The 20,194-nt window shown below is 64.0% G+C and carries 19 protein-coding genes and 1 tRNA gene; 8 read left to right on the forward strand and 12 right to left on the reverse strand.

From position 1 onward, the window contains the following. Positions 1-3: 3 nt before the first annotated feature. The 6 genes from pheT to thrS all read right to left on the reverse strand — a co-directional run bounded on the left by pheT (position 4) and on the right by thrS (position 6,642). The gene (pheT, locus tag A9G05_RS18315; protein ID WP_069562332.1) at positions 4-2,382 is read right to left on the reverse strand and encodes a phenylalanine--tRNA ligase subunit beta; all 2,379 of its coding nucleotides are present in this window, start codon (positions 2,380-2,382) and stop codon (positions 4-6) included. Between the two features lie 37 nt (positions 2,383-2,419). Next, on the reverse strand, positions 2,420-3,436 hold the full coding sequence (gene pheS / locus A9G05_RS18320; protein ID WP_069562333.1) for a phenylalanine--tRNA ligase subunit alpha: 1,017 nt from the start codon (positions 3,434-3,436) through the stop codon (positions 2,420-2,422). Between the two features lie 93 nt (positions 3,437-3,529). Continuing rightward, positions 3,530-3,886, reverse strand: a complete 357-nt coding sequence (gene rplT, locus A9G05_RS26730; RefSeq protein WP_044874620.1) for a 50S ribosomal protein L20 — start codon at positions 3,884-3,886, stop codon at positions 3,530-3,532. Positions 3,887-3,912: 26 nt separating this feature from the next. Then, a complete protein-coding gene (rpmI, locus tag A9G05_RS18330) occupies positions 3,913-4,107 on the reverse strand; it encodes a 50S ribosomal protein L35 (RefSeq protein ID WP_044401775.1) in 195 nt (64 codons plus the stop codon). A gap of 61 nt (positions 4,108-4,168) precedes the next feature. Beyond that, complete coding sequence (gene infC / locus A9G05_RS18335) at positions 4,169-4,720, reverse strand: translation initiation factor IF-3 (protein WP_170832300.1); 552 nt, start codon at positions 4,718-4,720, stop codon at positions 4,169-4,171. Then, the gene (thrS, locus tag A9G05_RS18340; protein WP_069562335.1) at positions 4,720-6,642 is read right to left on the reverse strand and encodes a threonine--tRNA ligase; all 1,923 of its coding nucleotides are present in this window, start codon (positions 6,640-6,642) and stop codon (positions 4,720-4,722) included. Before thrS ends, infC begins: the two co-directional genes overlap by 1 nt. 361 nt (positions 6,643-7,003) lie before the next feature. On the opposite strand from thrS, the gene A9G05_RS27695 reads away from it, so the two are divergent. Further along, positions 7,004-7,165: a hypothetical protein gene (locus A9G05_RS27695; protein WP_165665163.1), complete on the forward strand. Its 162-nt coding sequence runs from the start codon at positions 7,004-7,006 to the stop codon at positions 7,163-7,165. Positions 7,166-7,241: 76 nt separating this feature from the next. Here the strand turns inward: A9G05_RS27695 and A9G05_RS18345 are convergent. Then, positions 7,242-7,318, reverse strand: a tRNA-Val gene (locus A9G05_RS18345). Positions 7,319-7,501: 183 nt separating this feature from the next. On the opposite strand from A9G05_RS18345, the gene A9G05_RS18350 reads away from it, so the two are divergent. Continuing rightward, positions 7,502-8,785, forward strand: a complete 1,284-nt coding sequence (locus A9G05_RS18350) for an FAD-binding oxidoreductase (protein ID WP_069562336.1) — start codon at positions 7,502-7,504, stop codon at positions 8,783-8,785. A 61-nt stretch (positions 8,786-8,846) separates the two neighbouring features. Here the strand turns inward: A9G05_RS18350 and A9G05_RS18355 are convergent, their stop codons facing one another. Continuing rightward, entirely contained in the window at positions 8,847-9,530 is a 684-nt protein-coding gene (locus A9G05_RS18355; protein ID WP_240924554.1) for a PA2778 family cysteine peptidase, read from the reverse strand. A gap of 271 nt (positions 9,531-9,801) precedes the next feature. On the opposite strand from A9G05_RS18355, the gene A9G05_RS18360 reads away from it, so the two are divergent. The 6 genes from A9G05_RS18360 to A9G05_RS27345 all read left to right on the forward strand — a co-directional run bounded on the left by A9G05_RS18360 (position 9,802) and on the right by A9G05_RS27345 (position 13,685). After that, positions 9,802-10,071: a hypothetical protein gene (locus A9G05_RS18360; RefSeq protein ID WP_069562337.1), complete on the forward strand. Its 270-nt coding sequence runs from the start codon at positions 9,802-9,804 to the stop codon at positions 10,069-10,071. A gap of 185 nt (positions 10,072-10,256) precedes the next feature. Further along, positions 10,257-11,255 carry a GlxA family transcriptional regulator gene (locus A9G05_RS18365; protein WP_069562338.1) on the forward strand — a complete coding sequence of 333 codons (999 nt, stop codon included), beginning with the start codon at positions 10,257-10,259 and terminating at the stop codon, positions 11,253-11,255. An 82-nt stretch (positions 11,256-11,337) separates the two neighbouring features. Further along, positions 11,338-11,520: a DUF1272 domain-containing protein gene (locus tag A9G05_RS18370; RefSeq protein ID WP_256548466.1), complete on the forward strand. Its 183-nt coding sequence runs from the start codon at positions 11,338-11,340 to the stop codon at positions 11,518-11,520. Positions 11,521-11,532: 12 nt separating this feature from the next. Further along, a complete protein-coding gene (locus A9G05_RS18375) occupies positions 11,533-12,042 on the forward strand; it encodes an HPP family protein (protein ID WP_069562339.1) in 510 nt (169 codons plus the stop codon). Positions 12,043-12,050: 8 nt separating this feature from the next. Continuing rightward, on the forward strand, positions 12,051-13,217 hold the full coding sequence (locus A9G05_RS18380; RefSeq protein ID WP_069562340.1) for an MFS transporter: 1,167 nt from the start codon (positions 12,051-12,053) through the stop codon (positions 13,215-13,217). Between the two features lie 84 nt (positions 13,218-13,301). Next, positions 13,302-13,685, forward strand: coding sequence for a hypothetical protein (locus A9G05_RS27345; RefSeq protein WP_139131184.1), 384 nt, complete (start codon positions 13,302-13,304; stop codon positions 13,683-13,685). Between the two features lie 28 nt (positions 13,686-13,713). Here A9G05_RS27345 and nfuA read toward each other — a convergent pair whose 3' ends face one another. The 4 genes from nfuA to A9G05_RS18405 form a co-directional block, all read right to left on the reverse strand. Beyond that, positions 13,714-14,298 (reverse strand): Fe-S biogenesis protein NfuA, encoded by a 585-nt coding sequence (nfuA, locus tag A9G05_RS18390; RefSeq protein WP_069562342.1) that lies wholly within the window; start codon positions 14,296-14,298, stop codon positions 13,714-13,716. Between the two features lie 147 nt (positions 14,299-14,445). Then, positions 14,446-16,722: a fatty acid cis/trans isomerase gene (locus tag A9G05_RS18395; RefSeq protein ID WP_069562343.1), complete on the reverse strand. Its 2,277-nt coding sequence runs from the start codon at positions 16,720-16,722 to the stop codon at positions 14,446-14,448. Between the two features lie 80 nt (positions 16,723-16,802). Beyond that, the gene (locus A9G05_RS18400; RefSeq protein ID WP_069562344.1) at positions 16,803-18,953 is read right to left on the reverse strand and encodes an AAA family ATPase; all 2,151 of its coding nucleotides are present in this window, start codon (positions 18,951-18,953) and stop codon (positions 16,803-16,805) included. Then, on the reverse strand, positions 18,938-20,149 hold the full coding sequence (locus A9G05_RS18405) for a transcriptional regulator (RefSeq protein ID WP_069562345.1): 1,212 nt from the start codon (positions 20,147-20,149) through the stop codon (positions 18,938-18,940). Before A9G05_RS18405 ends, A9G05_RS18400 begins: the two co-directional genes overlap by 16 nt. Between the last annotated feature and the right edge of the window lie 45 nt (positions 20,150-20,194).

The following is a 20,194-nucleotide window of genomic DNA, read 5'->3' on the forward strand; positions in this document are numbered from 1 at the left end:
ACGCTACTTCCTTAACGTGGCGTTGAACCTACCTTCCAGCGAGGTGACGATGTTCTGGGTTGTGGTGTTCACCTCATCGTCGTTAAGAGTGCGCGATGGATGTTGCCAGGTCAAGCCGACGGCCAGGCTTTTTCTAAGCGGATCAATACCTTTACCGTGATAGACGTCAAATAGCCTGAGGTCCGTCAACCACTCCCCAGCGGCTTCGCGAATCGTATTGAGGACGGCTTCAGCGGCAACTTCACGATCAACCAGAACGGCCAGATCACGACGCACTTCGGGGAAGCGCGACAGCTCGCTGAACGTCGGCAGGCGTCCACTCATGACCTCAGCCAGCACGAGTTCGAAGAGGTAGACGGGCTGGTCAAGATCAAGGCTCTTGGCCAGTTCGGGGTGAATGGCGCCGAGGTAGCCAACCAGCTTGCCATCTCGTTCGATGCGAGCGGTTTGCCCCGGATGCAGCGCCGGGTGCTCGCCCGGCACGAAGCTGAATGCGCCCAACGCGCCCGCCGCCCCCAGCAGCGCCTCGACGTCGGCCTTGACGTCATAGAAATCCACACCTTCACGGCCATGGGCCCAGGCTTCCGGCAGGCGTTTGCCACAGACGACACCGGCAATCATCGCTTCCTGCTTCAGCCCTTCGAGCTGGCCGACGAAGCGAAGGCCACTTTCAAACAGGCGAACACGGCTCTGCTGACGGTTGAGGTTATGCTGCAGCGCCTTGACCAAACCTGGCCACAGCGACGAGCGCATGGCAGCCATGTCATTGGAGATGGGGTTGGCCAGCATGAGCGGCTTGGCACCAGGATTGAACAGCTCGAACAATTTGGGATCGATGAAGCTGTAGGTGATCGCTTCCTGGTAGCCACGGGCAACCAGCAGGCGACGCAAGGCCGGCAGCTCGATTGCAGATTCGGCACGAGCGCGAGGCGCGAGGCGCGCTTGCGGGTAGCGAACCGGCAGGCGGTTGTAGCCATAGAGGCGACCAAGCTCTTCGATCAGGTCCACTTCCAGGCTGATGTCGAAGCGGTGACTGGGCACCGCGACCTTCCACTGACCCGGCGCAACGGAGGTGACGCCCAGACCCAGTGCGGTAAGCAAGCGCTCGACCTCGGCGGCATCCATCTCCATGCCCAGCATCTGGGCAATACGCTCGGCGCGCAGGATGACAGGGGCAACGCTCGGGAGATCTGCCTGACTTACAGCCTCGATGATCGGGCCAGCTTCGCCACCCACAATCTCCAGCAGCAGTGCTGTGGCGCGCTCCATGGCCTGGCGGGCAAGCTGCCAGTCCACACCACGCTCGAAGCGATGCGAGGAGTCGGTGTGCAGGCCATAGGAGCGGGCCTTGCCAGCAACGGCGATGGTGTCGAAGAAAGCAGCCTCGAGGAACAGGTCGCGGGTCTTGTCGCTGACGCCGCTGTGCTCGCCCCCCATTACCCCTGCGATAGCCAGGGCACGGCTGTGGTCGGCGATGACGAGGGTGTCACCACGCAGGCTGACCTCCTGGCCATCGAGCAGGACGAGCTTCTCTCCCTCCTCCGCCATGCGCACGCGGATGCCGCCATTGATTTCGGCAAGATCGAACGCGTGCATCGGCTGACCGAGCTCGAGCATCACGTAGTTGGTGATATCGACGGCTGCATCAATGCTGCGCACGTCCGCCCGGCGAAGGCGCTCTATCATCCACAACGGAGTGGGCTTGGAGAGGTCGACATTGCGCACCACCCGACCGAGATAGCGAGGGCAAGCCTTCGGTGCCAGCACGTCCACCGGGCGAACTTCGTCGTGAGTCGGTGCGACCGGGCTGACCGCGACAGGAGTGACAGGTGCCGCGTACAGCGCGCCCACTTCACGGGCCAGACCCGACATGTTGAGGCAATCGCCACGGTTAGGCGTGAGGCCCAGTTCGATGACGACATCATCCAGACCGAGGTAGACCCGGATGTCTTGCCCAACCGGCGCATCGGCAGCCAGTTCCATCAGGCCGGCGTTCTCGTCGCTGATCTGCAGCTCACTGGCAGAGCAGAGCATGCCGAAGGATTCGACGCCGCGAAGCTTGGCTTTCTTGATCTTGAAGTCACCTGGAAGCTCGGCACCGATCATGGCGAAGGGGATCTTCAGGCCGGGACGCACGTTGGGCGCACCGCACACCACCTGGAAGGTCTCGCTGCCATTGCTGACCTGGCATACACGCAGCTTGTCGGCATCAGGATGTTGCTCGGTGCTGAGCACCTCGCCCACCACAACGCCACTGAACGCACCGGCAACAGGTGTGACGCTGTCCACTTCCAGGCCGGCCATCGACAGACGAGCCACCAGCTCGTCGCGGGATACCTGCGGGCTTACCCAGCTCCGCAGCCACTGTTCACTGAATTTCATCCTGCTCTCCTGAGGAATTCGTTACGTGGACTACGACCTAGCGGAATTGCGCGAGGAAGCGCAGGTCGTTGTCGAAGAACAGGCGCAAATCGTTGACGCCATAACGCAGCATGGCCAAACGCTCGACGCCCATGCCGAAGGCAAAACCCTGATATTTCTCGGGATCGATTCCAGACATGCGCAGAACATTGGGGTGGACCATGCCGCAACCCATCACTTCCAGCCAGCCGGTCTGCTTGCAGACGCGGCAGCCCTTGCCGGAACACATGACGCACTGCATGTCGACTTCAGCGGACGGCTCGGTGAAGGGGAAGAACGAGGGGCGGAAACGCACGCCCAGGTCCTTCTCGAAGAAGACACGGAGGAACTCCTCGATGGTGCCTTTCAAGTCAGCGAAGCTGATGCCTTCATCGACCAGCAGGCCTTCGACCTGGTGGAACATCGGCGAATGCGTGATATCCGAGTCACAGCGGTATACGCGGCCGGGGCAGACGATGCGGATCGGCGGCTGCTGGGACTCCATGGTGCGCACCTGGACCGGGGAGGTGTGGGTGCGCAGCAACATATTGGCGTTGAAATAGAAGGTGTCGTGCATCGCCCGGGCAGGATGGTGGCCGGGAATGTTGAGCGCTTCGAAGTTGTGATAGTCGTCTTCGACCTCCGGGCCTTCGGCAATGCCGTAGCCGATGCGGGTGAAGAATTGCTCGACGCGCTCGAGAGTACGGGTAACCGGATGCAGGCCGCCAGATACCTGGCCGCGCCCCGGAAGGGTGACATCGATCCGCTCGGCCGCGAGCTTGGCTGCCAATACAGCTTGCTCAAGCGAGTCCTTGCGGGCATTGAGGGCGTCCTGGACGCGCTCTTTGGCGGCATTGATCAGCGCACCGACCTTGGGCCGCTCGTCTGCAGGCAGGTCACCCAGGGTCTTCATCACCTGGGTCAGCTCGCCTTTCTTGCCGAGGTACTGAACGCGAATCTGTTCGAGAGCATTCACGTCTTCGGTTTGTTGCACGGCCTCAAGCGCTTGAGAGACCAGCGCATCCAGATTTTCCATTTACTGACTCCAGATACGAAATAGGGGAAGAGCCAAGGCCCTTCCCCTATTGGTGACGTTCAGCACCGGGATGGCCCGGTGATTGTCGGGGACTTAAGCCAGAACGGCCTTAGCTTTCTCGACAATCGCAGCAAACGCCGCTTTTTCGTTCACTGCCAGATCGGCCAGAACCTTGCGGTCGATCTCGATGGCCGCTTTTTTCAGGCCAGCGATCAGACGGCTGTAGGACAGACCGTTCTGACGAGCACCAGCGTTGATACGAGCGATCCACAGAGCGCGGAACTGACGCTTGCGCTGACGGCGGTCACGGTAGGCGTACTGGCCTGCCTTGATTACCGCTTGCTTGGCAACGCGGAACACGCGAGAGCGAGCACCGTAGTAGCCTTTGGCGAGTTTCAGAATTTTTTTGTGACGAGCACGAGCGATAACGCCACGCTTAACACGAGCCATGAGTGTATTCCTCTAGTCTTGACCGATTAACGAACGCGCAGCATGCGCTCGACTTTTGCTTTGTCCGACGGATGCATCAGTTCGCTACCGCGAAGTTGACGCTTACGCTTGGTGGACATCTTGGTCAGGATGTGGCTCTTGAAAGCGTGCTTGTGCTTGTAGCCGGAAGCGGTCTTGAGGAAACGCTTGGCTGCACCGCTCTTGGTTTTCATCTTTGGCATGTTCGGATACTCCGCATTGAGTGATTACGCATAACCGCAAGGCCTGCCAGTGCCCTGGTGGTTACTTTTTCTTTTTGGGAGCGATGACCATCATCAGCTGGCGTCCTTCCAGCTTGGGATGCTGTTCGACGGTTCCGATTTCAGCGAGGTCGGTTTCGACCCGCTTCAGCAGTTCCATACCCAGCTCCTGGTGAGCCATCTCACGGCCGCGGAATCGAAGCGATACCTTGGCCTTGTCCCCATCATTAAGGAAACGTACCAGGTTGCGTAGTTTTACCTGGTAATCCCCTTCTTCCGTCCCTGGACGAAACTTGATCTCTTTGATCTGTTGCTGGTGCTGATTCTTCTTGGCTGCAGCGGCCTGCTTCTTCTTCTCGAAGAGGTGCTTGCCGTAGTCCATGATCCGGCAGACAGGCGGTACCGCATCTGCCGAGATCTCTACGAGGTCCAGCTTTGCTTCATCAGCAGCGCGAAGCGCTTCATCGATCGAGACGACGCCAATTTGCTGGCCGTCTGCACCAATAAGTCGCACCTCTCGAGCCGTGATGTTCTCGTTGATCGGGGCCTTGGGTGCAGCTCGTTTATCTTGTCTCATTTCACGCTTAATAGTGATTACTCCGATTCTTGGCGACCACGCCGGGAAACCGTCTGCGCGAGCGTGGTGACGAATTGCTCGAGGGGCATGGAGCCCAGATCGACGCCTTCACGGGTGCGCACAGCAACGGATCGTGTCTCAACTTCCCTATCTCCGATAACCAGGAGGTAGGGAACCTTGAGCAAAGTATGCTCGCGGATTTTAAAGCCGATTTTTTCGTTTCTCAAGTCGGACTTGGCACGGAACCCGCTTTGGTTGAGAGTCTTTTCGACCTCAAGGGCAAAATCCGCCTGTTTGTCGGTGATATTCATGATCACCGCCTGAGTCGGCGCCAGCCAGGCCGGGAACGACCCTGCATAGTGTTCGATGAGCATGCCGATGAAGCGCTCGAAGGACCCCAGGATCGCGCGATGCAGCATGACCGGGCGTTTGCGGTTGTTATCTTCGGCGATATAGCTGGCATCCAGGCGCTCGGGCAGGTTCGGATCATACTGCAGGGTACCGCACTGCCAGTTACGACCCAGGCAGTCCTTGAGGGTGAACTCGATCTTCGGACCGTAGAAGGCCCCCTCGCCCGGCTGGTACTCCCAAGCCAGGCCCGACTCGTTCAGCGCGTCAGCCAGAGCCCCCTCAGCCCGATCCCACAACTCCTCGGACCCCACGCGCTTGGCCGGGCGAGTCGAGAGCTTCATGGAAATATCACTGAAGCCGAAATCGGAATAGACCTGCAAGGTGAGCCTGATGAAGTCCGCAGCCTCTTTCTTCACCTGCTCTTCGGTGCAGAAGATGTGCGCATCGTCCTGAGTGAAGCCGCGCACACGCATGATGCCGTGCAACGCACCCGACGGCTCGTTGCGGTGGCAGGCGCCGAACTCGGCCAGGCGCAGAGGGAGATCGCGGTAGGACTTCAGCCCCTGATTGAAGATCTGCACGTGGCACGGGCAGTTCATCGGCTTCACGGCGTAATCGCGACTCTCGGACGCCGTGGTGAACATGTTCTCGGCGTAGTTGGACCAGTGACCGGAGCGCTCCCACAGGATGCGATCGACCACCTGGGGCGTCCGCACCTCGACATAGCCGTGCTCACGCTGAACCTGACGCATGTACTGCTCAAGCACCTGATAGACGGTCCAGCCATTGGGGTGCCAGAACACCATGCCCGGCGCTTCTTCCTGGAGATGGAAGAGATCCAGCTGCTTGCCGATACGGCGGTGATCCCGCTTCTCGGCCTCTTCGATGCGCTGGACATAAGCAGCCAGCTGCTTCTTGTCGGCCCAGGCAGTGCCATAGACACGCTGCAGCTGCTCGTTCTTGGAGTCGCCGCGCCAGTAGGCACCCGAAATCTTGGTGAGTTTGAAGGCCTTGAGGAAACGCGTGTTCGGCACGTGCGGGCCACGGCACATGTCCACGTACTCCTCATGGAAGTAGAGGCCCATGGCCTTCTCGTCTGGCATGTCATCGACCAGGCGCAGCTTGTACTCCTCGCCTCGTGCCTTGAAGGTCTCGATCACCTCCGCACGCGGCGTCAACTTCTTGATGACGTCGTAATCCTTGTCGATCAGCTCGGCCATGCGCTTCTCGATGGCCGCCATGTCGTCCGGCGTGAAGGGACGCTCGAACGCGATGTCGTAATAGAAGCCCTCGTCAATCACCGGCCCAATGACCATCTTGGCACTGGGATAGAGCTGCTTAACCGCATGCCCGACCAGGTGAGCACAGGAGTGACGGATGATCTCCACCCCCTCCTCGTCCTTCGGCGTGATGATTTGCAGGGTGGCGTCGGCTTCGATCAGGTCACAAGCATCGACCAATTTGCCGTTGACCCGACCCGCCAGCGTGGCCTTGGCCAGACCAGCACCGATGGACTGAGCCACCTCGAGCACGGAAACGGGTTTATCGAACGAACGCTGACTGCCGTCGGGAAGAGTAATGATGGGCATGGCGCCTCCTCTCCTAGTGGTGACCTCTACCAAAGGCCACATGGGTTGGGATGAGCCAGTAAATGATCCGGCGGTATGCCTGCCACACGATGGCAGAGCCCTTTCAGGCCAACCTGACCGAACCAGGGTCACTGGAGGTGTTTCGGGGAACGCGAATGCTTCCAGAAACACAGCACAGTGACAAGCAGGAATTGGTCCTCACAGAGCATTTACCCAGCGGCACCTCATGCAGACCCGCCGCCCATCCGCAACTCACACCAGAACGAGACACAGATCACACAAATCCCGCACCACGACCTGACAGGCCACACGCCCACCATATGCTCAATCAAGTCATCCGCCACTCTCGGGAGGGCGCACAATGAAAGAGCAACGGAGATACCTCGCACTGCGTGCGCATATTGACGAACTGATCCAGAGCGGTGGCCGAATCCTCAGCCGAGAGCCACTTACCCTCAAGGCGAACGGCAATCTTTATACGATTGCCCACGGCATGCTGATCAGCCATATCGCGGCAGCCTGAAGCGTGACCACAAAGCCAAAGACAAAAAGGGCGATCCTTTCGGATCGCCCTTTTTGCTAAGCCTCTCGGCTGTATTTGGTAGGCACAATTGGACTCGAACCAACGACCCCCACCATGTCAAGGTGGTGCTCTAACCAACTGAGCTATGTGCCTTCGATGGGTGCGCATTCTACGGGGTTAAATTTTGGTGTCAACAACTTTTTTAGCTAACTGACTGAAAAAGTGGAGCTTTTACTGTTCAGCCCCTCGTCAATTATCTTGCACGGAGGCTAGCCGGCCATTTTCAACTCGGGTAGCATCCCGCCATCCGTAAAAAATAAAAAACAGAGATTCAAGATGACGCACACTCCCTACCCTCAATCCTATTACGCCGCCTCCGCCAACCCGGTTCCAGCCCGTCCGGAACTGGAAGGCGAGACGCAGACAGACGTCTGCATCATCGGCGCGGGCTATACCGGCCTTTCCACCGCCCTCTTCCTGCTGGAGAACGGCTTCAAGGTCACCGTCGTGGAAGCGGCCAAGGTCGGCTTCGGCGCATCGGGACGCAACGGCGGCCAGATCGTCAACAGCTACAGCCGTGACATCGATGTCATCGAACGCACCGTCGGCCCCAAGCAGGCCCAACTGCTTGGCCAGATGGCGTTTGAAGGCGGACGCATCATTCGCGAGCGCATCGCCAAGTACGACATCAAATGTGACCTGAAGGACGGTGGCGTGTTCGCCGCCTTTACCGCCAAGCAGATGGGCCACCTGGAATCCCAGAAGAAGCTCTGGGAGCGCTACGGCCACACCCAGCTGGAACTGCTGGACGCCAAGCGCATCCGCGAAGTGGTGGCGAGTGAGAACTATATTGGCGGCATGCTCGACATGAGCGGCGGCCACATCCACCCGCTGAACCTGGCCCTCGGCGAGGCGGCGGCGGTGGAGTCCCTGGGCGGCGTGATCCACGAGCAAAGCCCCGCGATCCGCGTCGAGCGTGGCGACAACCCGGTGGTCTATACCCCCAAGGGGTCGGTAAAGGCCAAGTTCGTCGTCGTCGCCGGCAACGCCTACCTGGGCAACCTGTTGCCGGAACTGATGGCCAAATCGATGCCGTGCGGCACCCAGGTGATCACCACCGAGCCGCTTTCGGACGAAATGGCCCGCAGCCTGCTACCCCAGGATTACTGTGTGGAAGACTGCAACTACCTGCTGGACTACTTCCGCCTCTCTGGCGACAACCGCCTGATCTACGGCGGTGGCGTGGTCTACGGTGCGCGCGATCCGTCGAACATCGAAGCCATCATCCGCCCGAAGATGCTCAAGACCTTCCCGCAACTGAAGAACGTGAAGATCGACTTCGCCTGGACCGGCAACTTCCTGCTGACCCTGTCCCGCCTGCCCCAGGTGGGTCGTCTTGGCGACAACATCTACTACTCCCAGGGCTGCAGTGGCCACGGCGTCACCTACACCCACCTCGCCGGCAAGGTGCTGGCCGAGGCGCTGCGCGGCCAGGCCGAGCGTTTCGACGCCTTCGCCAGCCTGCCGCACTACCCGTTCCCCGGCGGCCACCTGTTCCAGGTACCGTTCAGCGCCCTCGGCGCCTGGTACTACAGCCTGCGCGACAAGCTGGGCTTCTGATGCTCCATCCTTGAATGAAAACGGCGCCACAGGGCGCCGTTTTCATTGGGACGATGCATATTCAGCGCACCTGTTTCCTCGCCATGTCCGCCGCATCCACCTGACCCGCAGCCTCCAGCGCATCCGCCGCCTCCCGCCAGCGAGCCACGTCGGCAGCCACCGGCAGCACGTTGGGCGCCTGCAGCAGCACGGCCCACTGCCCAGCCGCCGCCCAGTCTGCCGCGAACTCGGCAAACCCGACCTGGGCCCGACGATCACCGGCCAACCGCAACAGCACCACCTCACGCTCCCGGTCGAACCCGACCAGCACCGCATAACGCCACGACGGCAGCCAACCATAGCCCTGGCGCACATGCACCAGCACCGGATTGCCGGCCGCCACCTGGACCAGCAGGTCCTCCAGACGCTTATCGAGCGGGTACACCAACAGACCATGCTGGTGGGCGACGACAGGAATCCTCTGGGCAAGCGACGCCTCGGCTTCAGGCAACTGCAACGCCTTCTCCACCATCCCTGGCGTCACCGTTTCTCCCTGAAAACCAAACAGCGCAGCCAGGGAAGCCGGCGCACTCTGGAAGGTCTGCTGGGGGAAGAACGGCACGCTGCTCAGCTCCACCACCATCGGCAGCGCTCGAACGCGTGGATCATCGGCGGGATCATGTCCCGCACAGGCTGCCAGCAGGACGGGGACGAAACAGGCCATCACGACCTGGCGGGAACAGACAACGAATCGGGAACGGAGCAAGGAACCCACCTTGAAAGCAACCGGGACAAGGCCCGCATCATAGCGCCCCGTGCCCGCCGGAAACCCATGCTTTCCAATCCCTCCCCCTCTGCCAGATGACAGAAATGCGACGCGCGCACAGCGCACCATTCATCCTGGCGACAAATTCTTTCCAAAGCGCGACTGGCTGTGACTTATAGCGGGGAATCAGCCATCCATATCCACGACAGCGCCCAGCCACACTGGCAGCGGGCAAGTCAACCCTTGGGCACAATATGGAGAGAATCCCCCAATGAACGCTCCGCTCCGCGTCAACGAAGCCTTGATCATCGCCGGCCGCGCCTTTCAACCCTTCCAGTGCGTCGCCTGGGCACCCCAGGATGGCAATGGCGAACTCAGCATCAGCGTGATCGACCGCACCAGCACCCGCCTGCTGGGCCGCTCGAAGCTCAGCACCAGCACCTACACCGACCCGGCCCAACTGGCCAGCGTCCTCAAGCAGTCCCGCGAGGAGCTGTCGCGCCAGGGCTACCGCCTCGACCCGTGGAATATGCCGGAGTAACCCTCTTCCGCGCCGTGCCCACTGCGCCGGCGAGCCGCCCACACGGCTCGCCGCTGACCTGATTCCCCCTCTACCTCCCCCCCTCTTTCCCAAGCAGCGGATTGGCAAGATCCGTGGGCTTGTTGTCGTTGTCGCCAAGACCTCCGACCTCCACACTGATGGCGTCCCCCTCTGAAGCGAACGCCATGGACACCCCACTGACCATCGCCTGCCTGGCTTTCCCCGATGTGATGAGCCTCGACGTGACCGGCCCTCTGCAGGTGTTCGCGTCCGCCAATGTCGAGCGAGAGCGCCAGGGCCTGCCCGCGCTCTACCGCATCCTCCTGCTCGGCCTGGAGGCTGGGCCGGTGCGCACCTCAGCCGGATTTGCCCTGCTGGCGGAGCAGGCCTGCAGCAACTGCCCGGCGGAAACCCTCGACACCTTGCTCATCCCGGGCGGTTTCGGCGTTGAGCCGCTGCGCAGCCACACGCCCCTCCTTGACTGGCTGCGTGATGCCGAACCCAAGGTCCGCCGCCTCGGCTCGATCTGCTCCGGTGCACTCATTCTTGCGGCCGCCGGCCTGCTGGACGGCCGGGCCGCCACCACCCACTGGTCCGACGTCGACACACTGCGCTGCCATACAGCCGTGGACGTGCAGGGCGACCGCCTGCACACCTTCGACGCCAGCGGCCGCGACGGCGATCCCCATGTTTTCACCTCGGCCGGGGTCACCGCCGGCATCGACCTGGCCCTCGCCCTGGTGGAAGCCGACCTCGGCCGCTCCATCGCACTGGCAGTCGCCCGGCGCCTGGTGCTCTTCCTGCGGCGCCCCGGCGGCCAGGCGCAGTTCAGCCCGCTGCTGGCACCGGACCCGCACCGCACATCACGCCTCGCCGCCCTGCTGGAATGGATCCCCCTCCACCTCGGCGAGGACCTCAGCCTCGACACCCTCGCCAGCCAGGCGAACCTGTCGCCACGCACCCTCTCCCGACTCTTCAGCCAGGAGCTGGGCATGGGGCCCGGCCAGTACGTCGAGCGTGTGCGCCTGGAGGCTGCACGCACCCTGCTGCAGGACGCCCAGGCATCCATCTCGACCGTCTCCCGCCTCACCGGCTTCGGTCACCCCGAGAACCTGCGCCGCACCTTCCACAAACACCTGTCCATCAGCCCCCAGGAATACGCCGAGCGCTTCGGCCGCTCCTGACCCGGAGAACCGCGATGCTCGAACTGCGCCCCAACGACAAGGACCTGCCGCCAGCCGCCAGCCGCCAGCCGCCACCGACGCCATGATCTGCTCCTTCGAATGCACCTTCTGCCGTGACTGCGCCGAAGGCCACCTGGACGGGCGCTGCCCCAACTGCGCCGGCACGCTGGTGAACCGCCCCATACGGCCCAACGCGAAGCTGGCGGCCAATCCACCGTCCACCCAACGCATCCACCACCCCGATGGCTGCCTGAAGCGCGCCTAAGCTGGAGTCACCATGCTCGAATTCGCCAAGAAACTCCGGGGCGACGCCGCCGCCCTGCCCCCTCGCCCCGCCTCGCGCCAGGTGATCCTCGCCTGGCTCGGCGGCGTGCTGGCCATTGCCGGCATCGCCGGCCTGGGCGACGCCCTCACCCTCAGCCTGCTGCTGGGCTCCTTCGGCGCCTCCTGCGTACTGGTCTTCGGCTTCCCCGACGTCCCCTTCTCGCAGCCACGCAACGTGGTGCTCGGCCACGTCCTCAGCAGCCTGGTAGGCCTGGGATTCCTGGCCCTCTGCGGGCCCCACTGGTGGGCCATTGCCCTGGCCGTCGGCAGTGCCATCGCCCTGATGATGGTGACCCGCACCGTGCACCCACCGGCCGGCTCCAACCCGGTGATCATCTTCCTGCTTCAACCCGGCTGGGACTTTCTGCTCTACCCCACTCTCAGCGGCGCGCTGCTTCTGGTCCTCGTCGCCCTGCTCTACAACAACGTGAGCCGCGAGGCCCGCTACCCCAAATACTGGTAGGCCATCGCATGCCCCTTCTGCTGAGCAACCCCGGAATCCGCCTGCTGTTCGCCTGCCAAGCGCTGTACTGGAGCTGCTCGCTGATCGGCATCACCCTCACCGCGCTGATCGGCCTCCAACTCGCGCCGGCCAACGCCCTCGCCACCCTGCCGCTGGCACTGCTGGTGCTGGGCAACTTGCTCGCCGTGCAGCCGCTGTCGGTGTTCATGCAACGCCACGGCCGCCGCCCGGGCCTGATGCTTGGAGCGGCCGGGGGCATCCTCGGCGGCCTGGTCAGCGCCCTGGGGGTCTGGCTCGGCGACTTCAGCCTGCTGTGCCTGGGCGCCCTGCCCATCGGTGCCTACCAGGCCTCGGCGATGTACTACCGCTTCGCCGCTCAGGAAGCGGTCCTGCCGGAGCAGAAGAGCCGTGCCACCGCCTACGTGATCGGCGGCGGCATCTGCGCCGCCCTGCTGGCACCCAGCCTGGCGCTGTGGTCGCGCAACGCCCTGCCGACACCCTTCGTCGGCGCCTACCTCGCCATCGCGGCACTGGCCGCGCTCGCCCTGCTGCTGCTTCATCGCCTGCGTGAAGGCGATGCACCCCCTGCCCCACGAACCGGCTGGGCCTCGACACGCGCACTGCTGGCCCGCCCCTTGGTGCGCGCAGCCATCGCCACCACCGCCATCGGGCACGGCTTGATGATCCTGGTGATGAACGCCACGCCCCTGGCCATGAGCCTGTGCGGGCTGTCGATCGAAGAAGGCTCGGAAGTGATCCGCTGGCACGTCCTGGGCATGTTCCTCCCGGCGTTCGCCGCCGGCCCTCTGGTGGACCGCTTCGGCAGCCGCCAGGTGGCACGGCTCGGCATCCTGCTGCTGGCGATCAGCGCAACCACCGCCCTCACGGGCCTGGCACGCAGCCATTTCCTGGTCAGCTCGATGTGCCTCGGCCTGGGGTGGAACCTCATGCTAGTCGCCGGCACCACCCTGCTTGCGGAAGGCCACGACAGTGCCGAGCGGGGCCAGGCCCAGGCCCTGATGGAGCTGAGCAACAGCCTGGTGGCAGCCTGCGCGTCCTTCGCCTCCGGCGCCCTCATCACCGGCCTGGGTTGGGCCGCCGTGAACCTCGGCATGCTGCCGCTGCTGGTCATCGCCTTGCTGGCAGCCGGCGTTCGCCCGCACAAGGCGCACTGAGCACCGCCGTCTTGCTCGCCGGCCGGCCTGCCAGCGGCTAGAGTTGCCCGCTACCGGCCCACCCCAACCACAAGGCCCAGCACGATGTCGAAGCCGATACCCAACCCGCCCGATGCCTCCAGCGCCACCGAAACGGCGGCGCATGAACCCCCACTGCTGGGCATCGACCTGTCCAGCCCCGTCTCGGGCGAGCCGGTCTGGGGGACGATCAGCGCGCCGGTGGCTGTGCCATCGCCTGATGTCAAAGGCAACGACACAAGCCGCACGTACAGCGTCGAATACAGCATGGATGTGCGCACTCACCGGACACCGACGCCCGAAGGCCTGCAGCGCGTTCTGGACATCCTCGGCCAGGCCATCGCCCCGCGCGCCGACTCACGCGCTGGCGACAACCACGCCGGGCCCAACGAGGCAGCAGCCTCGACTGCAATTGCCCCCAATCCCGAGAACGAAAAAGGCAGCCCGTAGGCTGCCTCTCTCTGCTTCACGCAACGCCTTAGTAGTAGGCGTTCTCGCGGTTGCTGTGGTCAGTGACGTCACGCACGCCCTTAAGCTCGGGGATGCGCTCCATCAGCGTCTTCTCGACACCGTCCTTCAGCGTCATGTCGACCATGCCGCAGCCCTGGCAGCCGCCGCCGAAACGCAGCACGGCGATGCCTTCCTCGACCACATCCACCAGGCTCACCTGGCCGCCGTGGCTGGCCAGGCCGGGGTTGATCTCGGTCTGCAGGTAGTAGTCGATGCGTTCGTTGAGCGGGCTGTCCTCGTTGACCATCGGCACCTTGGCGTTCGGCGCCTTGATGGTCAGTTGACCCCCCATGCGGTCGGTCGCGTAGTCCACTACCGCGTCTTCGAGGAAGGGCTCGCTGACAGCATCGATCCACGCCGTGAAGGACGCCAGGGCCAGGGGCATATCCTCGGGCTTCTGCTCGCTGGGCTTGCAGTAGGCGATGCACGTCTCGGCGTACTGGGTGCCGGGCTGGGTGATGAAGATACGGATACCGATGCCGGGGGTGTTCTGCTTCGACAGCAGGTCAGCCAGATAATCCTGGGCTGCCTGGGTAATGGTGATGGCGCTCATGGCAACTCCTCGCGAACATGGCGCGCAGTGTACGCCAATCCGGTCCGACGGATAAAGTCCCAGTAATTTAGTAGGAATTATTCCCGATTAGCTCAGCCCGGGCTCCAGACAGCGCTCTTCCCGGTGGAAAGAGCGCTGCAGCGCGCCTCAGAGGTTCTGGTAGCGGTTCATGTCCAGCACGCCCGCCTCCACCGGCTCGGTCTCGCGGATGTAGGCCGACAGGTCATGGAAGTAGAACCAGAACTGCGGATGACTACGGCGGATGCCCCAGCGCTCCACCACCTTGTCGAAGGCTGCCGTGTCCTTCACCCGCCCCAGGGCGGTGACGAAGTCCGGCACCTCGTCGGCGCGCAGAGCGAAGATGAAGTTCGGGTAGCTGGTGAGCACGCCCGGGTAGATGGTCAGGGTGTCCAGGCCGGGCTGGTAACGGAGCTGCTCGCCCATCATGAAGGCCACGTTGCTGTGGGCGCGGTTGCGCAGCACGCTGTAGACCTCGCGCTTGCCGTTGGGCAGCTCCACCCTCAGCAAGGTCGCCTCGGGCAACTGCTCGATCACCCGCAGCCCTGCCGCCGGGCGACTGACCAATTGGCTCAGCGTCTGCTCGGCGTTCTGTAACGCCGGGTCAATGCCCGGGCGGTAGCAGTTCGCGGTGCAGCGGTTGATCGGGTCCGGCCGGGCGTTGAGCCCCTCGAAGCGCTTGACCAGCTCAGCGGCAAAGGCGCCCTTGGCACCCTCCACCGGCAGGAACAGCCCGGTCGGGGTGTCGTTGTCGATGGACTCGTAGTCCAGCCACATCTTCAGTTTGCCGCTGTTCTGGTACCAGTCATCCAGCAGCCCATCCCGCGATGCTGCCGGCATCAGGCGCAGGAAGTTAACCTCCGCGCCGTTGCGGATCAGGTCGAAATAGAGCCGGGTCTGCGCCTGGTGGGAGACATTGCCGAACACGTCGAAGTTGACCACCAACTGGTAGTAGGTGCGCTCCAGCAGCGGGTAGTCCATCAGCCACATCGTCTGCGGCACCTGTCCGATCAGCCCCTTGCGCACCGACGCGCTGTCGAACTGGCGGTAGATCGACAGCAGCGCATTGTCGTTGCCCGCCCATATGTCGTTCCAGGTGGGTGGCGGAGCCGCCGCATAGGCTTCCTGGCGCAGGCTCTCGTAGGCGTTGCGCTTGTCCCGGTAGCTCAACCACAGGCCCAGCAGACTGCCGATGTCGTCGAACTGCCCCGGCATCGCCAACAGCGGCGTGGCCTGGCCCCGGTAAGCGGCATCGGTGACGTACAGGTCGTGCGCCGGGTCCTGGAACATCGCCCAGAAGTTGTCACGGATCACGTCCGTGGCGATCTGCCCCCGGCACACCGGGCCGCGGATGAAGGTGCGAACGAAGTACTCCGCGTCATCCAGCATGAACTGGTAGCGAGCCCGTGCCGGAATCGCCTCGAAGGTCTCGAACGGATTGGCACGGCGCTGAGCCCCGTAGCCCGGCACCTTGTCGGTGTTCCAGTTGCTGGAGAAAAACAGCTCGCGGACCCGCTTCATCTTCTCCGCGCTCAGCGGGTAGGTGATGTGGGTCTTGTGGACGATGGCCCCCTGGATCGGCCACATCCGGTAGTAGAAGGTGGTGCCGGGGTCATCGTTCGGCCGGCGGGTGGCAATGGGGTCGATGGGCTGGCCACTGGGCGTGCGCGAGCGCACCAACTGGAAGAAGTGGCCACTGCGCCCACCATCGAAATACAGGTGCGCCAGGAACAGGTGCTCGAACAACCAGCGCCCCACCAGCACCTCACGGGCGCCTGGGGCATTGAGCAGCGCCTCCCACTGTGCCACCTGGGCCGCCTCGCTCGGCGTCGGCAGCGGTGCCAGCTCCTCCACCGGTGCCCCGGCGCCCAACCAGCGCTGGAGGGTCTGGTACTCCTGCACATCCAGCCCGGTCACCGCGAAGGGCATGCCGGCATGGGCGTAACGCCGCACATAGTCGTCGAACTCGGCAGGCGTCGGGCACTGGTTCTGCCGGTTGATACCGATATCCAGGTCCTCCGGCAGCTTCGCATTGGGTGTGGGCGGGTTGTTCTGGCCCAGCTCCAGCATGCGGGCCATCAGGGCGGCCTGGCTCCCCTGGCCGTTGAGCACCGAGTAAAAATCCTTCTGCCGCCAGGCCGCCTCACCGTGCGCGTCGAAATAGAGGCGCGTGGTGGGCTGGGCTCTTGTCCGCGTGCCGTCATAGACAGGCTGCTTGGTGGCCCCGCGGACGGCACCTTCTGCACTGCCCAGGTTCAACTGGCAGGGCGAGTCATAGCAGGCATGGCAGGCCACACACTTCTTCTCGAAGATGGGCTGCACATCACGGGTGTAGGACACCGATGCAGCCTGCACCCCAGAGCCTGCGCAGAGCAGGAACACGAACGACAACAGGCGATGGCGCATGACCTCATCCTTGAACGAAGCGAAACGGAAAGCGGGGATTCTACCGGCCCCGCCCCCGTCGCGCAGCGACAAAGGCCCGCTCAGACGGGTTGCAGCACCAGCGCCTGCAGCTCCTGATCCAGCAGCACACGCGCCTCATCGGCGTCGAACTGGAGGGCCAGCAGCGGCACGGCAAACCCGTAGGCCCCCGCCTCGCGCTGCAGCACATAAGCCAGCAACAGGCGCGAAAGTGAACGCTGCAATTCATCCGCCTCGATCCGAACGCCACGCCCCCGGAAGAGTTCCACCAGGTCAGCCAGACGAACCGCACCGCTGCTGGCCACCCGGTAGACCAGAATCCGGTCCAGACGGCAGGCGCGCTCGTCGTGGCTGAGCTGCCCCCAACCTGCCAGCGCCTCACGAACAGCCTGGGAGGCGAAGGCCGCCTGCAGGTGCCGGCGTTCGATGGCCCGCTCACCCGGCTGCAAGCCTTCCAGGCATTCCTGGCAGAGAATCGCCACCAGGTTGGCCCGGCGCCCACTGGCTTCCACCAGGTCCTCGATGAGCGAATCGCTGGCAAACCCCAGCCGTAACAGCTCCAGCGGCACCCGAGCCAGCTCCCGGCACGCCTCCACTTCCAGCGCCCCCACCGTCAGCACCTCGCCGAAGTTGCGCAGCGGCGACTGGTAGTCCAGCACGGCCGTGGCGTAGAGGTCCCAGAAGCCGGCGAGCATGAACCAGCAGCGCCCCTCCTCGCTCAGCGCCCGCAGGGTGGAAAGCTGCCCATAACCGCGCTGCGCCTCGTCCCGGAAGAACAGGTCCGCCTCGTCGATCAGCAGGAACAGCCGCTTGCCCACGCACTGCGCAGCCAGGTGCTCCACCACCTGCTCCAGCGCCGTTTCGGCAGGCAGCTCGAACTGCAGGGCCAGGCGCGGCGCCAGGCGGTGATCACGCAATGAAACATAATGGCAGGCCAGGTGAGGATGGTCCTGCAAGCGGCGCTGCACGGCCTTCAGCAGGCTGCTCTTGCCCAGTTGCCGGCCGCCCACCACCAGGTAGTTGGCCGGCTCCCGGTTGAGCACGCGGGCCAGCATCTGTGCCCGCCCGAAGAACGAGCCCTGACGCACCACGCCCCCACGGGTCTGGTAGGGCGAGATGCGCGTCACCCGCAGTTGGGCCGCCAGCAAGCGCAGCAGCACCTCGATGGGCCGCGCCGCCAGCAACAGCTCGGTCTGCGCGGCCCCATCCACCAGCACCAGCAGGTTGGCGGGATCGGCGCAATGGTCCCGCAGGGCCTCGCCTGCCTCCTCGCGCACCACCAGCATCACGTCGAGCCCGGTCTGCTGGGCGCGCAGGTGCTGCAGCAGCAACTCTTCGGCCAGCCCCGGCTCCGGCAGGTAGACCAGGCAGCGGTCCATGGACACCGGCAACTCGCCCTTGAACAGCCACTCCCCCATCACCCCCGGGAGGCTCCAGCCGCTGCTCGGCCGGTACTCCGCTCCCAGGCGCAAGGCCAGGGCACCCAGGCGCTGCGAGGCCGTGCCCCGCGCATAGGTCAGGGCCTGCCGCCAGCGACCGGCATTGGTTCCGGCTGCCATCAGCGTCGACTCTCGGCGCCCCAGCAGGCCCAGCAGACGGTCCAACCGAAGCAGTTGCCCCACCGGCAGGCGCAGCAGCCGGGACGGCTGCATCTGCACCGGCATCAACAGCGGGTGGCGGAGCAGCAACAACAGCGTCGCAATAGCGAACAGCACACCGCAGGCGATCACCACCGCATGCAGGGTATCGATGATGGGGACCCGCGCCTTGTCCGCCTCCTGGCAGTTCAGGGGCAGATAGCCCTGGGGGAACGGCGGGTTGCCCGGTCGGCAACTGGACATGTTCAGTTGCCGGTCGAAGTCGAGAATCATCTGCGTGCCCGCCAGGGTGCCCAGCTCGTCCTGATCCACCACCGTCACCACCAGGCGATAGGGCGCAGGCGACTCGATACGCACGCTGCTGCGGTTCGCCGGGAGCAGGTAGGGCGTGATGTCTGCCGGCCAGTCCCCTTCGATCTGCTGGACATCCATCAGCTTGCGGCGCACGTCCATCACATCGCCCCAGACCCGGTCCATGGCATTGATCGCCAGCACACGGCCCCGACTGAACGGATTGAGGTGAGGGGTCAGCACCAGACTGCCCAGGAACAGCGTGGCCAAGGCCACCAGTACCAGCCGAACGGCACCCGGGCGACGGATCAGCGCCCGGAGCATGCGTCGATCACCTTCAGCCCGGCCTCGCGGATCACACTGGAGCGCCACTGCAGGCGCGCCCCCGCCTCGGTTTCCCGGGCCGTGATCAGGTTGTTCCAGAACAGCCGACGCAACTCAGCATCGGCCAGGTATGGATGAGCCCGCCCCAGGTCATCAGCCTGCAGGCGCTCCTGCAGGCGAGCGCGCGCCGATGGCTCCTCTGCCAACGGCAGGAAGGCCTGCCAGAGCCGCTCGCTGCCCATCAACTGGTGGTTAAGGGTTTCAGCCGAGGGGCCCTCTCCGGGATCGGCCAGGGCCTGCAACCCCTCCTCCACCAGCGCCGGGTGCCCACCGGTGGTTTCCAGCAGCACACCCAGCGCAGCCGGATCGAAGGGGCGGCCCGGCCAGCGCTGCAGGGCCAGGGCTTCCAGGTCGCCAGGGCCGATTTCCGGCCAATGCACCACTTGGGCAATGTTCAGCAACGACAGGTCGCCGCTGCGGTACTTCAGGTCCGCCAGGGCCTCGCCACCACAGAGCAGCAGGTGCAACTGACCGCCATGCATCTCGCTGAGGCTGCGCAGGATGCCGGCGAGGGTCTCGCGCAGGGCCTCAGTGCCCTGCTCGAAACGACTGACCAGACAGAACAGCCGCTCGCCATTGAGCAGGCGGCGTTCCAGCGCAGCCTCGAACTCATAGTCGGAGCCCACCTCGGCAAACCCGCACTGCCGACCGATGGCCGAGAAATAGTCGGCACTGGCCGTGCTGGTGCTGAATGGCGGCTGTACGTGCAGCACCGCCGCCTCGCCGTACAGGGCCCGTGCCCGCGCCAGCAGGGCCTGGCGGAACGGCGGCTGCCCCCAGTGGGCCTGGGACAGGAGCATGAGAATGGGGAACGGCGCCAGCCGCCCCAGCCGCTCGAAAAGCCCCTCGATGAAACCCGCAAAAGGGCCACCACCGGACACTTCCTGCTGCAAAGGAAACTCCTGCTCGAAACCCGCCGCTTCGAACAGGCGATTGGTCTCGGCCTCGGTCAAACGCAGGTAGCGGGCGCAGGCCAGCAGACGGTCACGGGACTTGGGGTTGGGCAGAGACAGCCCGTTGCGCCAGTTGTTGACCGCCTCGCGGCTGAGGCCGATCTCGGTGGCGACACCGGCCGCGCTGGCACGAATGCGCCGCATGTAGAGGGTGAGCAACTGGGAAAACAGCGGGTTCTGCATCGGTCGATCCAGGCGAAACGCCCCGCATGGCGGAGCAGGAAAAGG

Origin of the sequence: Pseudomonas sp. ENNP23, assembly GCF_001728945.1 — a bacterium.
GTDB lineage: Bacteria > Pseudomonadota > Gammaproteobacteria > Pseudomonadales > Pseudomonadaceae > Metapseudomonas > Metapseudomonas otitidis.

Coding starts and splice junctions, on each gene's coding strand:
- pheT (WP_069562332.1), bottom strand. CDS start 2,382: ATGAAATTCAGTGAACAGTGGCTGCGGAGCTGGGTAAGCCCGCAGGTA.
- pheS (WP_069562333.1), bottom strand. CDS start 3,436: ATGGAAAATCTGGATGCGCTGGTCTCTCAAGCGCTTGAGGCCGTGCAA.
- rplT (WP_044874620.1), bottom strand. CDS start 3,886: ATGGCTCGTGTTAAGCGTGGCGTTATCGCTCGTGCTCGTCACAAAAAA.
- rpmI (WP_044401775.1), bottom strand. CDS start 4,107: ATGCCAAAGATGAAAACCAAGAGCGGTGCAGCCAAGCGTTTCCTCAAG.
- thrS (WP_069562335.1), bottom strand. CDS start 6,642: ATGCCCATCATTACTCTTCCCGACGGCAGTCAGCGTTCGTTCGATAAA.
- A9G05_RS27695 (WP_165665163.1), top strand. CDS start 7,004: ATGAAAGAGCAACGGAGATACCTCGCACTGCGTGCGCATATTGACGAA.
- A9G05_RS18350 (WP_069562336.1), top strand. CDS start 7,502: ATGACGCACACTCCCTACCCTCAATCCTATTACGCCGCCTCCGCCAAC.
- A9G05_RS18360 (WP_069562337.1), top strand. CDS start 9,802: ATGAACGCTCCGCTCCGCGTCAACGAAGCCTTGATCATCGCCGGCCGC.
- A9G05_RS18365 (WP_069562338.1), top strand. CDS start 10,257: ATGGACACCCCACTGACCATCGCCTGCCTGGCTTTCCCCGATGTGATG.
- A9G05_RS18370 (WP_256548466.1), top strand. CDS start 11,338: ATGATCTGCTCCTTCGAATGCACCTTCTGCCGTGACTGCGCCGAAGGC.
- A9G05_RS18375 (WP_069562339.1), top strand. CDS start 11,533: ATGCTCGAATTCGCCAAGAAACTCCGGGGCGACGCCGCCGCCCTGCCC.
- A9G05_RS18380 (WP_069562340.1), top strand. CDS start 12,051: ATGCCCCTTCTGCTGAGCAACCCCGGAATCCGCCTGCTGTTCGCCTGC.
- A9G05_RS27345 (WP_139131184.1), top strand. CDS start 13,302: ATGTCGAAGCCGATACCCAACCCGCCCGATGCCTCCAGCGCCACCGAA.
- nfuA (WP_069562342.1), bottom strand. CDS start 14,298: ATGAGCGCCATCACCATTACCCAGGCAGCCCAGGATTATCTGGCTGAC.
- A9G05_RS18395 (WP_069562343.1), bottom strand. CDS start 16,722: ATGCGCCATCGCCTGTTGTCGTTCGTGTTCCTGCTCTGCGCAGGCTCT.
- A9G05_RS18400 (WP_069562344.1), bottom strand. CDS start 18,953: ATGCTCCGGGCGCTGATCCGTCGCCCGGGTGCCGTTCGGCTGGTACTG.
- A9G05_RS18405 (WP_069562345.1), bottom strand. CDS start 20,149: ATGCAGAACCCGCTGTTTTCCCAGTTGCTCACCCTCTACATGCGGCGC.